This is a genomic window from Nocardioides marinquilinus, from assembly GCF_039543705.1.
Taxonomy (GTDB): domain Bacteria; phylum Actinomycetota; class Actinomycetes; order Propionibacteriales; family Nocardioidaceae; genus Nocardioides; species Nocardioides marinquilinus.
The window spans coordinates 64,185-78,439 of sequence record NZ_BAABKG010000007.1; the positions used below are offsets into that span (position 1 = coordinate 64,185).

Consider the following 14,255-nt stretch of genomic DNA (forward strand, 5'->3'; position numbering starts at 1 on the left):
GGACGGCATGACCTCTCGGACCCCCCTCTCGGCCCCGACCACCCGCCGCACCGTCCTCGCCACCACCGCCGTCGCCGGCGGCCTCGGCACCGCCGCCGTCACCGGCCTCGCCGACCAGCGCGCCACCGCCGCGGCCGCGCCGCTACGCCGCGACCCCTTCACCCTCGGTGTCGCCTCCGGCGACCCCTCCCCCGACGGCTTCGTCATCTGGACCCGGCTCGCGCCGCGGCCGCTCGCCGACGACGGCCTCGGTGGCATGCCGTCGCGGCGCCAGGAGGTGCGCTGGGAGGTCGCCGTCGACGAGCGGTTCCGGCTGGTGGTCAAGCGCGGCACCGTGCGCGCCGAGCCCCGCTCGGCGCACGCCGTCCACGTCGAGGTCGCGGGGCTCGCGCCGGGCCGCGAGTACTTCTACCGCTTCCGCGTGGGCCGCTGGGTCTCGCGCTCCGGGCGCGCGCTCACCGCGCCGGAACCGGGCACGCTGCCGGCGTCCCTGGCGATGTCGTTCGTCTCGTGCTCGCAGTTCGAGCACGGCTTCTTCACCGCCTACCGGCGGCTGGCCGAGGACCACCCCGACCTGGTGCTGCACCTGGGCGACTACCAGTACGAGTACAAGCGCGACGACTACGTCTCCCCCACCGGCAACGTGCGCGACCACCGCGGCCCCGAGACCACCACGCTGGCCGGCTACCGCCAGCGGCACGCGCAGTACAAGACCGACGCCGACCTGCAGGAGGCGCACGCCGTCGCGCCGTGGCTGGTGGTCTGGGACGACCACGAGCTCGACAACAACTGGGCCGACGAGACGCCGGAGAACCCCGAGTCGGTGCCCGGCTTCCTGCAGCGCCGGGTGGCCGCGTTCCGCGCCTACTACGAGAACATGCCGCTGCGCCGGACGTCGGTGCCGGTCGGCATCGACATGCAGCTCTACCGCCGGGTGCGGTGGGGGCAGCTGGCGACGTTCCACATGCTCGACACCCGCCAGTTCCGCGACGACCAGGCCTGCGGCGACGGCTACGACGACTGCCCCGAGGCCTCCGACCCGGCGCGCACCATCACCGGCGCCGAGCAGGAGCAGTGGCTGCTTGACGGGTTCCGCGAGTCGACCGCACGCTGGGACGTGCTCGGCCAGCAGGTCTTCTTCTCCCAGCGCGACAACGACGCCGGCCCGGCGACCGTGACCTCGATGGACTCCTGGGACGGCTACGTCGCCTCCCGCGAGCGGATCACGCAGGGTTGGCTCGACGCCCGCGTGCGCAACCCCGTCGTCCTCACCGGCGACGTGCACGCCCACTGGGCCAGCGAGATCAAGCAGGACTTCGCCGACCCCGACGGCCCCTCGATCGGCACCGAGCTGGTGTGCTCCTCGATCACCTCGGGCGGCGACGGCGCCGACGAGCCGACCGGCAGCCACCCGTGGTTCCCGCAGAACCCGCACCTGAAGTTCTGGAACAACCTGCGCGGCTACGTGAACACCACCATCACGCCCACCCGCCTCGACGCGGACTTCCGGTGCCTGCCCAAGGTGACCCGCCCCGGCACCAAGGCCTTCACCCGCCGCTCGTACGCCATCGAGGACGGCGACCGCACGCTCCACCAGACCGCCGACCACCCCTCGACCTCGCGGACCTTGCGCTCGCGCGGCATCACCCCGGCCGACGTGGTGCGGGAGACGGTGGCGCAGGAGACGGCGGGCTGAGAATCGTCGTCGCTCCGGCTCGGGTCGGGGCGGCGGTGAGCTGGTGACCGTTCCGGGCCGAGATTCGGAAACTGAGGCACCGCTGCGCCCGTCTGACCCTGGGCGGCGGTGAGCTCGTTACCGTTCCGGGCCGCCATCCGGTCACTGACGCACCGCCGCCCCGGCCCGACCCTGGGCGGCGGTGAGCTGGTGACCGTTCCGGGCCGCCGATCGGTCACTCGCACACCGCTGTCCCGTCTCGACCCGGTGGGCGGTGTCCCAGCCACCGTCCCGTCGCCCGGAACCGTGGCCCATACACCTCCGCCCGGCCCGGCCCCGATGAGCGGTGCCCCAGCCACCGTCCCGTCGCCCGGAACCGTGGCCCACACACCGCCGCCCGGCTCGACCCCGGTGGGCGGTGCCCCAGCCACCGTCCCGACGTCGGGAACCGTGGCTCACGCACCGCTGCCCCGGCCCGACCTCAGCCCCACCGCCCCGTGCGCGACAGCATCGCCGCGACGGCGGCGACGCCGGCGGTGGAGGTGCGGAGGACCTCGTCGCCCAGCCGGACGACGTGCCCGCCGGCGGCGGTGAGGGTGGCGACCTCGTCGTCGGTCAGGCCGCCCTCGGGGCCGACGACGACGACCACGCGGCCGGACGACGGCACCTCGAGCGAGCCGAGCGGCGTGGTGGCGTCCTCGTGCAGGACGACGGCGAGGTCGGCCTCGGCCACCAGCGCCGTCACCGCGGCGGTGTCGGCGAGGGGCGCCACCTCGGGGTGCCAGGCGCGGCGGGCCTGCTTGGCGGCCTCGCGGGCGGTCGCGCGCCACTTCGCCAGCGACTTGTCGGCGCGCTCGCCCCGCCACACCGCCACCGACCGCGCGGCGGCCCACGGCACGACGGTCGCGACGCCGACCTCGGTCAGCACCTCGACGGCGAGCTCGCCCCGGTCGCCCTTCGGCAGCGCCTGGACGACGGTGACGGCCGGCTCGGGCGCCGGGCGGTGGGCGACGTCGTCCACGGTCACCGTCATCGACCGCTTCGCGGCCGCGGCGACGGCGCCGACCGCCCAGCCGCCGACGCCGTCGGTCAGCGCGACGCGCTCACCGACCCGCAGCCGGCGCACGACGACGGCGTGGTGCGCCTCGTCGCCCTCGACGACGACGTCCGCACCGGTCGCGACGCCGTCCAGCGACGCCACGAGGTGCACCGGGAGCGACACGTGCGCGACCTCAGTGCCCGAACAGCCGACCGAAGACCGACTTCTGCTGCGTCTTGCCGAGACCGTCGGGGCGCTCCTCGTCGCGCGCCTTGGCCAGCTCGCGCAGCAGCTCCTCCTGGCGGGCGTCGAGGCGGGTCGGGGTCTCGACGACCACGGTGACCACCAGGTCGCCGCGCCCGCCGCGCAGGCCGGGGACGCCGCGTCCACGCAGGATCCGCTCGGTGCCCGACTGCGTGCCGGCCTCGATCTCGAGCTCGAAGCCGAGCTCGACCTCGGTGTCCTCGCGGCGGTCGTCGTCGACGACGTCGGCCTCGAGGGTCGGCAGGCTGAGCGTCGTCCCGAGGGCGGCGGCGGTCATCGGCACCGTGACCGTCGCGTGCAGGTCGTTGCCCTGCCGCGAGAACGTCTCGTGGGGCGCGACCTGGATCTCGACGTAGAGGTCGCCGGCGGGCCCGCCACCGGGTCCGACCTCGCCCTGCTCGGCCAGCTGCACCCGGGTGCCGGTGTCGACCCCCGCGGGGATCTTGACCGTCAGCGTGCGGCGCGAGCGCACCCGTCCGTCGCCGGAGCACTCGCGGCACGGCTCGGGGATGATCGTGCCGAAGCCGCGGCAGGCGGCGCAGGCCCGCAGCGTGCGCACCTCGCCGAGGAACGAGCGCTGCACGTGGGCCACCTCGCCCTGGCCGCGGCAGGTCTCGCAGGGAACAGGGGTGCTGCCGGGCGCCGCGCCGTCGCCGCCGCACGCGGTGCAGACGACGGCGGTGTCGACCTTCAGCTCGCGCGAGACGCCGAACGCCGCCTCGGCGAGGTCGATCTCGATGCGGATGAGCGCGTCCTGGCCGCGTCGCACCCGCGACCGCGGACCCCGGCCGGCACCCGCGCCCGGCCCGGCGCCGCCGAAGAAGGCGTCCATGATGTCGGTGAAGGAGAACCCGGCCCCCTGGCCGAACCCGGCCTGGCCGCCGAAGGGGTCGCCGCCGCGGTCGTACGCCGCCCGCTTCTGCGGGTCGGAGAGCACCTCGTAGGCGTGCGAGACCTCCTTGAACCGCTCCTGGGTCTCGGGGTCGGGGTTGACGTCGGGGTGCAGCTGGCGCGCCAGGCGCCGGTAGGCCTTCTTGATCGCCTCGGTGTCCGCGTCGCGCGGCACGCCGAGGGTGTCGTACAAGTCGCTCAAGGGTTTCCTTCGCCGGTCTCAGCAGAGTCTGGATGGGTTGCGCGGGAGTGCTCGGGAGGGGAGGCGGTCAGGCCTCGTCGAGGATGCGGGAGACGTAGCGGGCCACCGCGCGCACCGCTGCCATCGTGCCCGGGTAGTCCATGCGGGTGGGGCCGACGATGCCGAGGGTGGCGAGCGCGTCGTCGTGGGGGCCGTAGCCGGTGGTGACGACGCTGGTGGCCGCCAGCTCGGTGTAGGGGCCCTCGGCGCCGATGCGCACCGTGACGGTGCCGGCCGAGCCGGCCTCGCCCATCAGCCGCAGCAGCACCACGTGCTCCTCGAGCGCCTCCAGCAGCGGGCGGACGGCGGTGTCGAAGCTGTCGCCGTAGCGGGCCAGGTTGGCCGCGCCGCCGACGGCCACCCGCTCGTCGGAGCGGTGGTCGCTCATCGCCTCGACGAGCGTGGCGGCCACCGCCCTCTCGGGCGCGCGGCCGTCGTCGGCGAGCGCGCGCAGGGCGGTGGTGGCGTCGGCGATCACCTCGCCGGTGGCCGCCTGGTTCAGGGTCGAGCGCAGCCGGGCGAGCTCGTCGTCGTCCAGCGGCGCGGCCAGCTCGACCACCCGCTGCTCGACCCGCCCGGTCGAGAGGATCAGGACGACGAGCAGCCGCTCGGGCGCCAGTGCGACCACCTCGACGTGGCGCACCGTCGAGCGCGAGAGCGTCGGGTACTGCACCACCGCGACCTGCCGGGTCAGCTGCGAGAGCAGCCGCACCGAGCGGCTCACGACGTCGTCGAGGTCGACGGCGCCGTCGAGGAAGGTGGCGATCGCGCGCTTCTCGGCCGTGCTCATCGGCTTGACCGTGGTGAGGCGGTCGACGAAGAGGCGGTAGCCCTTGTCGGTGGGCACCCGGCCGGCGCTGGTGTGCGGCTGGGTGAGGTAGCCCTCGTCCTCCAGCGCCGCCATGTCGTTGCGCACCGTGGCGGGCGAGACGTTGAGGCCGTGTCGCTCGACCAGTGCCTTGGAGCCGACCGGCTCCTCGGTGGACACGTAGTCCTCGACGATCGCCCGCAGCACGGCGAGCCGTCGCTCCTCCTGCACAGCCCACCTCCGAACGGCCGGTCCGTCGCGCCGCCGGACGGCGTCGCTGGCACTCACGTGTAAGGAGTGCCAAGTCTAGCGCCGACCCCCGGCGACCCGGTTCCCGCCGCACCAAAACATAGGTTAGGCTCGCCTTACTCGATCGACTCGTTGACTTGCGACGTGCAGGAGCCACGATGACCACGCTCGGACCCGACCTGGCGACGGCCTCCCCGGCCGCCACCGCCCGCAGCATCCTGGCCTGCCCCGAGGCGGTGAACCTCGTCGTCGACGGCGTGGACGACGTGCTGGCCGACCTGCGCGGCCCCGACGGCGCGGGCGAGCTCGGCATGCAGGACCTCGCGGGCGTGCCCACGTTCTCCTGCCCCTCCGGCACCCGGCTCGTCGACGCCGCCGTCCGCCGTCGCCGCGCGCTGCTGACGCTCGAGAGCGGACTGGGCGCCCCCGGCTCGGCCGAGCGGGCCCTCACGCTGACCCTCGGCGGGCGCCTCGAGGCCCGCGGGCGCGAGCGGTGCGAGTGCTGCGACGAGACCCGTGAGGGCGTCGTCCTCGTGGTCGACCTCGTCGTGCTCACCCCCGTCACCGGTCACCCGGACGCCGTCCCCCACCGCGTGCCGGTCGAGGACTTCGCCGACACCGCGCTCGTGCTCAACCCCGGTTACCTGCAGCGCTCGGTCGAGCACGCCAACCGCTGCCACCAGGACGAGCTGCGCCGGGCCGTCGCCACCGCCACCGGCACCGCGGTCTCGCGGGTCATCGGCGTGGCGCTGAGCGGCCTGTCGACCGGCGGCGTCGAGGTGCAGTGGGTCGACCCCGACGGCTCCCACGTGCGCCCGATCTCCTTCGCCCACGACGCCGCCACCCCCGACGACCTCGGAGACCTGCTGCGCCACCACCTGCACGCCGGCCTCTGCTGACCTTCTGGGCGGACCCGCCGGGCTGACCTGCCCGGGCCGACCGACGTCCGGTCGCGGGGGCGGGAGCCCCCGCTCCTAGAGTCGGGGCGTGAGCGCAGCCGAGTTCGTCGAGATCGCCGACCGGGTCTGGGTCGCGCGCCAGGAGTGGTTCGACGTCAACGTCACCCTCGTCGGTGGCGCGCGGGGGCTCATGGTGGTCGACACCCACGCCTCGGCCCGGGCGGCGCGCGACGTCGTCGAGCAGGTGCGCCGCCTCGGCGCCGGTGACGTCGTCGAGGTCGTCAACACCCACGAGCACTTCGACCACTGCCTGGGCAACGGCACCGTGCGCACCGCCTACGGCGAGGTGCCGGTGCGCGCCCACGAGACGGCCGCGGCGAACATGGCGGCGGCGGTCGAGCGGGTCAAGGAGCTCTACCGCGCCAGCGACGACCCGGCCGACCTCGAGCACGCCGCCGAGGTCATCGAGACCGAGCCGGTCGTGCCCGAGACCGTCTTCTCCTCCGCGGTCGTCGTCGACCTCGGCGACCGGCTCGTCGAGCTGGTGCACCCCGGCCGCGCCCACACCGCGGGCGACCTCGTGGTGCGCGTGCCGGACGCCGACGTCGTCCTGGCCGGCGACCTCGTCGAGGAGTCGGCCGCCCGGGAGGCCACCCCCGGCTTCGGCGATGACTGCTTCCCGCTGGAGTGGCCGCTCAGCCTCGACACCGTGCTCGGCCTCACCACGACGAGCACCGCCGTGGTGCCCGGCCACGGTGCCGTGGTCAACCGCGACTTCCTCGAGCAGCAGCGCAACGACATCGGGGTCGTGGCCGAGACGATCCGCGACCTCGCCGGACGCGGCGTCCCCCTCTCCGAGGCTCTGGACGCCGCCGAGTGGCCCTTCCCGCGCCAGCACCTGGCCGACGCCGTCCGCCGCGGCTACGAGCAGCTGCCGCGCAGCCAGAAGCGGCTGCCGCTCATCTGACCCGTCCGACCCCTCCGACCCCTCCGCCCCCGGCGCACCGCACCCGCGGAGGCGAGGCGCACCTCACGCGGGCGTCGGTAGCGTCGCGCCATGAGCGAGTCCGAGAGCGAGACCCCGGCCCCCGAGGCCATCGACGACGAGCAGCTGCCCGAGGACCTGCAGCCCGGCGAGGACAACCCGCTCGCCGAGGGTCTCGAGCCCGGCGAGGACGCCGGCGACCTGCTCTCCGACGGCAAGCAGGCCGAGGAGGGCGTGCAGACCCCGCCGCCCGACGAGAGCGACGAGAGCGACGAGAGCGCAGACGACGACGGCGAGTCCTGACTCCCACAGGCCCCACGCGCCTCTAGCGTTACGGGGTGGATCGCTACGGCACCGACGTCCTGGCCGGTGACTGGCGCGCCCCCCAGCGGGGTCGCGCCGTCGAGGCGCCCGCCGAGCTCGGCGCGGTCGTCGAGGAGGTCATGACCGACATCGTCGGCGAGATCGTCGCCGTCGACCGCGACCTGCACACCCTCACGCTCGAGGACCGCCACGGCCGCCGCCGCACCTTCCCGCTCGGCCCCGGCTTCCTGCTTGAGGGCCGCCCGGTGGTGCTGGTGGCGCCCGTGCGCGTGCGCCGGCCGGCGACACCCACGCGGACGGCGTCCGGCTCGGTCGCCGTCGCCGACCACCGCGCCCGCGTGGCCCGGGCCGGCCGGATCTTCGTCGAGGGCCGTCACGACGCCGAGCTGGTCGAGCGGGTCTGGGGCGACGACCTGCGGGTCGAGGGCGTCGTCGTCGAGCTGCTCGACGGCGTCGACCACCTGCCCGAGGTGCTCGCCGAATTCGGACCCGCCGAGCACCGGCGCGCCGGCGTCCTGGTCGACCACCTGGTGCCCGGGTCGAAGGAGCAGCGGGTCGCCGACGCCGTCGCGGGCCCGGGCGTGCTGGTCGTCGGGCACCCCTTCGTCGACGTGTGGGCCGCGGTGAAGCCCGCCCGGCTCGGCCTCGAGCGGTGGCCCGACGTGCCGCGCAGCATCGAGTGGAAGCGCGGCATCTGCCAGGCCCTCGGCTGGCCGCACGACGACCAGGCCGACATCGCCCGCGCCTGGCAGCGCATCCTCGGCCGGGTCGGGTCGTTCGCCGACCTCGAGCCGGCGCTGCTCGGCCGCGTGGAGGAGCTCATCGACTTCGTCACGGCCGGCTGAGCGGCAGGTCCCGCGCCGGCCACCGCTCCCGCCGTAGGGTCGGGGCCGTGAGCAGCTATCCCCCACCGCCCGTCTACCCCGCCGGTGGCGGCCTGCCCGGCGGCGTCCCCAGCAGCGAGGACCGCACCTGGGCCGGCGCCGCGCACTGGGGCGCGATCGTCTGCGCGTTCGTCGCGTTGGCCTTCCTCGCGCCGCTGGCCGTGCTGGTGCTGCGCGGTGGACAGTCCCCGTTCGTGCGCCGCCACGCGGTCAACGGACTGAACTTCCACCTCTCGATGCTCATCTACTCGGTGGTCGGCGGCGTGGTGGCGGTGCTGGTCGCGATCGTGACCTTCGGCCTCGGCATCCTGCTCATCATCCCGCTGGCGATCGCGGTCGGCGTGTTCTGGCTCGTCGTCACGATCATCGCCGCGGTCAAGGCCAGCAACGGCCAGGAGTACCGCTACCCGCTCGCCATCCCGATGGTGCACTGACCCGGCTGTCCGTGGCGGGTGTGGCTCGAGTGACTCGGGTGGTCGTCAGCGATACCCGGTTCACCGGGTATCCCTGACGTTCTCGGGCAATGCACTGCCCGAGAAGCGGGGGGACAGCCCGAGAACCCTCGCCGGACGCCGGCGGGACGGCGGTCAGGGCAGCACGGCGCGGACGACGGCGTCGGCCAGCAGGCGGCCACGGCGTGTGAGCACCAGCCGCCCGCCGTCCGCTTCGTCCTCCACGACACCCAGCCCGTCGGCGACCACGTCGGGGACGGCGGCGCGGCCGGCGTCGTCGAGGACGTCGAGCGCGAGGCCCTCGCGCAGCCGCACCTCGAGCAGCACCCGCTCGATGCGGCGGGTCTCGTCGTCGAGCACCTCGCGAGCCTGGGCGGGGCTGCGGCCGGCGGCGAGCCGGGCGGCGTAGGCGGCGGGGTGCTTGACGTTCCACCAGCGCACGCCGCCGACGTGCGAGTGGGCGCCGGGGCCGACGCCCCACCAGTCGGCGCCGCGCCAGTAGGCCAGGTTGTGCCGGCAGCGGTCGGCGGGTGAGAGCGCCCAGTTCGACACCTCGTACCAGCCCAGCCCCGCGGCGGTCAGGCGCTCGTCGGCGAGCGCGTACTTGTCGGCGAGGTCGTCGTCGTCGGTGGCGGGCACCTCGCCGCGACGCACCCGCCGCGCCAGCGCGGTGCCGGGCTCGACCACCAGCGAGTACGCCGAGACGTGGTCGGGACCGCACGCGAGCGCGGAGTCGACCGAGGTGGCCCAGTCGTCGAGGCTCTCGCCCGGCGTGCCGTAGATGAGGTCGAGGCTGACGTGCTCGAACCCGGCCGCGCGTGCCCAGACGACGACGTCGGGCACCCGCGCGGGGTCGTGGGTGCGGTCGAGCACCGCGAGCACGTGCGGCACCGCGGACTGCATGCCGAAGGAGATGCGGGTGAACCCGGCCTCGCGCAGCGCGGCCAGGTCGGCGGGGGTCACGGAGTCGGGGTTGGCCTCCGTGGTCACCTCGGCGTCGGGCGCCAGGCCCAGCTCGCCGTCGATCGCGGCGAGCACCGAGGCGAGGGCGCCCGGGGACAGCAGGGTCGGCGTCCCGCCGCCGAGGAAGACCGTCGAGACCGGGTCGCCGGCTGGTAGCGCGTCGCCGAGCACCCGCCGCGCCAGCCGCACCTCTTCGACGGCCGCCGCGGCGTAGTCGCCGCGCGACGCGCCCGGGCCGAGCTCGTCGGCGGTGTAGGTGTTGAAGTCGCAGTAGCCGCACCGCACCGAGCAGAAGGGCACGTGCACGTAGACCGACAGGCCGCGGTCGCCGAGGCCGGACAGCGCGGACGACGGCAGCGCGCCGTCGTCGGGCGCCGGCTCGCCGTCGGGCGGGGCGGAGGGCACGTCAGGCTCCCGGGATCGGCGCGGCCGGGTCGTAGGGCGTGCGCGTGTAGACGAACGTCGCGCACTCCAGGTGCGTCGGGTGCACGTGCAGCGTCTCGCCGCGGTGGTAGCCCTCGACGCCGACGATCGCGCCGTCGGCGCGCAGCTCGAAGGCGTGCGCGAACCCGGCGTCCTGCAGGCGGCGCACCTCCAGCCGCCCCTCGCTCCACCGCAGCTCGAGTGCCGTGTGGCCCCAGAACCAGAAGCCGAGCAGCGGCGCGACGGCGTCGGGGACGTCGGTGGACGGCGTCCACGGCGCCGTGCTGCCGGCGGGCTCGGGGCCCTCGAGCAGCGCGGCCGCCGCCCCGTCGGTGTCGAGCCCGGTGGTGGCGTTCGCCAGCACGATCACGGCGTCGCCGGTGGCGGGGTCGGTGAACAGGCTCGCGAGGAAGCCCGGCATCGAGCCGGTGTGCCCGGCCAGCCGGCGTCCGCCCGCCTCGACCAGCCGCAGCCCGAAGCCGTAGCCGGGGTCGAGCCGGGGCCGGCGCATCTCCTCGGCCGTGGCGGGAGCGAGGACGTCGGGACGGCGTCCGGCCAGCACGCCCGCCCAGACCGCGAGGTCGGCCACGGTGCTCCACGCCTGCCCGGCCGGCGCCATGGCGCCGGTGTCGGTGTGGGGCTCGTCGGCCAGCCGGCCGGTGAGGTGCTCGACGCTGTGGCCCTGCGCGTGCGGCGCGACCGGTCCGTAGGTGGTGCGCGTCAGGTCGAGCGGCTCGAGCAGCCGCGTGCGGACGACGTCCCACCACGGCGCCTCGCGGAGCCGGGCCACGACCTCGCCGAGCAGGCCGTAGCCGAGGTTGGAGTAGTGGAACCACTCCCCCGGGCCGGCGACCGCGCCCGAGCCGTCGTTGGCGGCGGCGAGGGTGGCGAAGTCGCCGCCGTCGGTGCGCTCCCACCACGGCCCGCACGGCTCGCTCTGCATGCCGCCGGTGTGGCCGAGCAGGCCGGCGAGCGTGAGGTCGCCGTAGCCGACGCCGGGCAGGTGCCGCGCGAGCGGGTCGTCGAGGCCGAGCCGGCCCTCGTCGCGCAGCTGCATCACGAGCACCGCGGTGAGGGTCTTGGTGATGGAGCCGATGCGGAACGCGACCTCGGGGTCGGTCGCCACGCCGGCGGTCTCGACCAGGACGCCGTCGCGCACCACGCCGCCGACCACCGAGGGCAGCCGGCCGCGACGCTGCAGCACGACCAGCCGGTCGTGCAGCGTCACTCCCCGCCGCCCTCCTCGGCCTGCGCGAACGCCTCGGGCGAGGGGCATGAGCAGACCAGGTTGCGGTCGCCGTACGCCTGGTCGATGCGGCCGACCGGCGGCCAGTACTTGTCGGGGTCGGGGCCGGTCGGGAAGACGGCGACGTCGCGGCTGTAGGCGCGGTCCCAGTCGCCGGTGAGCGCGGCGGCGGTGTGCGGGGCCCCGCGCAGCGGCGAGTCCTCGACGCTCCACTCGCCCCGGGCGACCTGCTCGACCTCGCCGCGGATGGCGATCATCGCGTCGCAGAAGCGGTCGATCTCGGCGAGGTCCTCGCTCTCGGTGGGCTCGACCATCAGCGTGCCGGCCACGGGGAACGACATCGTCGGGGCGTGGAAGCCGTAGTCGACCAGCCGCTTGGCGACGTCGTCGACGGTCACGCCGGTGGCCTTGGTCAGCGGCCGCACGTCGAGGATGCACTCGTGGGCCACCAGCCCGCCGTGCCCGGTGTAGAGCACCGGGAAATGGTCGCGCAGGCGGCGCGCGACGTAGTTGGCGGCCAGCACGGCCACCGACGTCGCGTGGGTCAGGCCCGCCGCGCCCATCAGCCGGATGTAGGCCCACGAGATCGGGAGGATGCCGGCGCTGCCGTAGGGGGCCGCGCTCAGCGCGCCGACACCCTCGCGGCGCTCGGCCTCGGGGTGCATGCCGTGCGAGGGCAGGAACGGCGCGAGGTGCTCGCGCACCGCGACCGGGCCCACGCCGGGGCCGCCGCCGCCGTGCGGGATGCAGAAGGTCTTGTGCAGGTTCAGATGCGAGACGTCGCCGCCGAACTCGCCGGGGCGAGCGTGGCCCAGCAGCGCGTTGAGGTTGGCGCCGTCGACGTAGACCTGGCCACCGTGCTCGTGCACGATCTCGCAGAGCCGGGTGATCGAGCCCTCGTAGACGCCATGGGTCGAGGGGTAGGTGACCATGATCGCGGCGAGGTCGTCGGCGTGCTTCACGCACTGGGCCGCGAGGTCGTCGAGGTCGACCGCACCGTCGTCGGCGGCCCTGACGACCACGACGCGCATGCCGGCCATCACCGCCGACGCGGCGTTGGTGCCGTGCGCCGAGCTGGGGATCAGGCACACGTCGCGCTTCTGGTCGCCGCGCGCGTGGTGGTAGCCGCGGATGGCGAGCAGCCCGGCCAGCTCGCCCTGCGAGCCGGCGTTGGGCTGGATCGAGACCTTGTCGTAGCCGGTGACCTCCGCCAGCCAGCCCTCGAGCTCGTCGACCAGGCGCCGGTAGCCCAGCGCGTCGTCGGCCGGTGCGAACGGGTGCAGGTCGGCGAAGCCCGGCAGGCTCACCGGCTCCATCTCGGTGGTCGCGTTCAGCTTCATCGTGCACGAGCCGAGCGGGATCATGCCGCGGTCGAGGGCGTAGTCGCGCGCCGAGAGCCGGCGCAGGTAGCGCAGCATCGAGGTCTCGCTGCGGTGGGTCGAGAACACCTCGTGGGTGAGGTAGGGCGTCTCGCGGCGCAGCGCGTCGGGCAGCGCGTCGCCGCTGACCCGGTCGACGGCGTCGACGTCGCGCTGGTCGGCCGCGACGCCGAAGGCCTTCAGCACGCTGTCGACGGTGGAGCGCGTGGTGGTCTCGGACGTGGTGAACGCGACGGTGTCGTCGTCCACGAAGCGCAGCTGGACGCCCAGCGCGCGGGCGCCGGTGACGACGGCCTCGGCGCCGCCCGGGGCGGTGACGGTGACGGTGTCGAAGAACTGCTCGTGGGCGATCTCGAAGCCGGCGTCGCGCAGGGCGCGGGCGAGCACGGCGGCGTACCGGTGGGTGCGGGTCGCGATCGCCCGCAGGCCCTCGGGGCCGTGGTAGACGGCGTACATCGCGGCCACGACGGCCAGCAGCACCTGGGCGGTGCAGATGTTCGAGGTGGCCTTGTCGCGCCGGATGTGCTGCTCGCGGGTCTGCAGCGCCAGGCGGTAGGCCGGATTGCCGTGGGCGTCGACGCTGACGCCGACCAGGCGGCCCGGCAGGTGCCGCTCGAGGCCGGCGGCCACCGACATGAAGCCGGCGTGCGGGCCGCCGTAGAACAGCGGGACGCCGAACCGCTGGCTCGACCCGACGACCACGTCGGCGCCCATCGCGCCGGGCGCCTCGAGCAGGGTCAGGGCGAGCAGGTCGGCCGCGACGACGGCGAGCCCGCCGCGCTCGTGGGCCGCCTCGATCACCGGTCGCGGGTCGACGATGCGGCCCGAGGTGCCGGGGTACTGCAGCAGGACGCCGCACAGCGCGCCGTCGGGCAGCGCGGCGGCCAGCTCGTCACCGGTGCCGGACAGGTCGGCGACGACGACCTCGATGCCCATGGCGGCGGCCCGCGTGCGCACGACCTCGATGGTCTGCGGCAGCGCGTCGGCGTCCACGACGAACGGGCCGCTGGCCTTGCGGTTGGCGCGGCGCACGAGCGTCATCGCCTCGGCGGCCGCGGTGCCCTCGTCGAGCAGGCTGGCGCCGGCGGTGGGCAGGCCCGTCAGGTCGGCGACGACGGTCTGGAAGTTCAGCAGCGCCTCGAGCCGGCCCTGGCTGATCTCGGGCTGGTAGGGCGTGTAGGCGGTGTACCAGGACGGGTCCTCGAGCACGTTGCGGCGCACCACCGGCGGCGTGATCGTGGGGTGGTAGCCGAGCCCGATCATGGCCTCGCCGGGCCGGTTCGCGGCCGCGATCTGGCGCAGCTCGCGCGCCGTGGCCTCCTCGGTGAGCGGCCGGGGCAGGTCGAGCTCCTCGGCGCTGCGGATGCCCTCGGGCACCGCGGCCGCCATGAGCTCGTCGAGCGAGGCGTAGCCGAGCGTCTCGAGCATGCGGGCGACGTCGTCGGCGCCGGGCCCGACGTGCCGCTCGACGAACGGCGAGGCGGCGTCGAGCTCGGCGAGGCTGGGGTGGTCGGTCATCGCGAGGACTCCTCG

12 protein-coding genes are annotated in these 14,255 nt (G+C 75.0%); 6 read left to right on the forward strand and 6 right to left on the reverse strand.

Annotated elements, in window-relative coordinates; genetic code table 11:
* Positions 1–7: 7 nt before the first annotated feature.
* Positions 8–1,696 carry an alkaline phosphatase D family protein gene (locus ABEA04_RS21505; protein ID WP_345463871.1) on the forward strand — a complete coding sequence of 563 codons (1,689 nt, stop codon included), beginning with the start codon at positions 8–10 and terminating at the stop codon, positions 1,694–1,696.
* A 460-nt stretch (positions 1,697–2,156) separates the two neighbouring features.
* Here the strand turns inward: ABEA04_RS21505 and ABEA04_RS21510 are convergent, their stop codons facing one another.
* The 3 genes from ABEA04_RS21510 to hrcA form a co-directional block, all read right to left on the reverse strand.
* A complete protein-coding gene (locus ABEA04_RS21510; protein WP_345463874.1) occupies positions 2,157–2,897 on the reverse strand; it encodes a 16S rRNA (uracil(1498)-N(3))-methyltransferase in 741 nt (246 codons plus the stop codon).
* Positions 2,898–2,907: 10 nt separating this feature from the next.
* Positions 2,908–4,071: a molecular chaperone DnaJ gene (gene dnaJ / locus ABEA04_RS21515; protein WP_345463876.1), complete on the reverse strand. Its 1,164-nt coding sequence runs from the start codon at positions 4,069–4,071 to the stop codon at positions 2,908–2,910.
* A 67-nt stretch (positions 4,072–4,138) separates the two neighbouring features.
* The gene (gene hrcA / locus ABEA04_RS21520) at positions 4,139–5,149 is read right to left on the reverse strand and encodes a heat-inducible transcriptional repressor HrcA (protein ID WP_345463879.1); all 1,011 of its coding nucleotides are present in this window, start codon (positions 5,147–5,149) and stop codon (positions 4,139–4,141) included.
* Positions 5,150–5,325: 176 nt separating this feature from the next.
* On the opposite strand from hrcA, the gene ABEA04_RS21525 reads away from it, so the two are divergent.
* The 5 genes from ABEA04_RS21525 to ABEA04_RS21545 all read left to right on the forward strand — a co-directional run bounded on the left by ABEA04_RS21525 (position 5,326) and on the right by ABEA04_RS21545 (position 8,693).
* Positions 5,326–6,066: a hypothetical protein gene (locus ABEA04_RS21525; RefSeq protein ID WP_345463882.1), complete on the forward strand. Its 741-nt coding sequence runs from the start codon at positions 5,326–5,328 to the stop codon at positions 6,064–6,066.
* 88 nt (positions 6,067–6,154) lie between these two features.
* Positions 6,155–7,033 (forward strand): MBL fold metallo-hydrolase, encoded by an 879-nt coding sequence (locus tag ABEA04_RS21530; RefSeq protein ID WP_345463885.1) that lies wholly within the window; start codon positions 6,155–6,157, stop codon positions 7,031–7,033.
* 90 nt (positions 7,034–7,123) lie between these two features.
* On the forward strand, positions 7,124–7,354 hold the full coding sequence (locus ABEA04_RS21535; protein ID WP_345463888.1) for a hypothetical protein: 231 nt from the start codon (positions 7,124–7,126) through the stop codon (positions 7,352–7,354).
* Between the two features lie 35 nt (positions 7,355–7,389).
* Positions 7,390–8,220: a DUF3097 domain-containing protein gene (locus ABEA04_RS21540; RefSeq protein WP_345463891.1), complete on the forward strand. Its 831-nt coding sequence runs from the start codon at positions 7,390–7,392 to the stop codon at positions 8,218–8,220.
* Between the two features lie 47 nt (positions 8,221–8,267).
* Positions 8,268–8,693: a DUF4870 domain-containing protein gene (locus tag ABEA04_RS21545; protein WP_345463894.1), complete on the forward strand. Its 426-nt coding sequence runs from the start codon at positions 8,268–8,270 to the stop codon at positions 8,691–8,693.
* A 153-nt stretch (positions 8,694–8,846) separates the two neighbouring features.
* Here the strand turns inward: ABEA04_RS21545 and hemW are convergent, their stop codons facing one another.
* From hemW to gcvP, 3 genes are read right to left on the reverse strand one after another with little or no spacing between them, the layout of a single operon-like run.
* Positions 8,847–10,079: a radical SAM family heme chaperone HemW gene (gene hemW / locus ABEA04_RS21550; protein WP_345463897.1), complete on the reverse strand. Its 1,233-nt coding sequence runs from the start codon at positions 10,077–10,079 to the stop codon at positions 8,847–8,849.
* A gap of 1 nt (position 10,080) precedes the next feature.
* Entirely contained in the window at positions 10,081–11,325 is a 1,245-nt protein-coding gene (locus ABEA04_RS21555) for a serine hydrolase domain-containing protein (RefSeq protein ID WP_345463902.1), read from the reverse strand.
* A complete protein-coding gene (gene gcvP / locus ABEA04_RS21560; RefSeq protein WP_345463905.1) occupies positions 11,322–14,240 on the reverse strand; it encodes an aminomethyl-transferring glycine dehydrogenase in 2,919 nt (972 codons plus the stop codon). The genes ABEA04_RS21555 and gcvP overlap by 4 nt, the downstream gene beginning before the upstream one ends.
* Between the last annotated feature and the right edge of the window lie 15 nt (positions 14,241–14,255).

What these genes read in the sequence shown, in the direction of transcription:
- ABEA04_RS21525 (WP_345463882.1), top strand. Translation starts at nt 5,326, where the DNA reads ATGACCACGCTCGGACCCGACCTGGCGACGGCCTCCCCGGCCGCCACC.
- gcvP (WP_345463905.1), bottom strand. Translation starts at nt 14,240, where the DNA reads ATGACCGACCACCCCAGCCTCGCCGAGCTCGACGCCGCCTCGCCGTTC.
- ABEA04_RS21505 (WP_345463871.1), top strand. Translation starts at nt 8, where the DNA reads ATGACCTCTCGGACCCCCCTCTCGGCCCCGACCACCCGCCGCACCGTC.
- ABEA04_RS21535 (WP_345463888.1), top strand. Translation starts at nt 7,124, where the DNA reads ATGAGCGAGTCCGAGAGCGAGACCCCGGCCCCCGAGGCCATCGACGAC.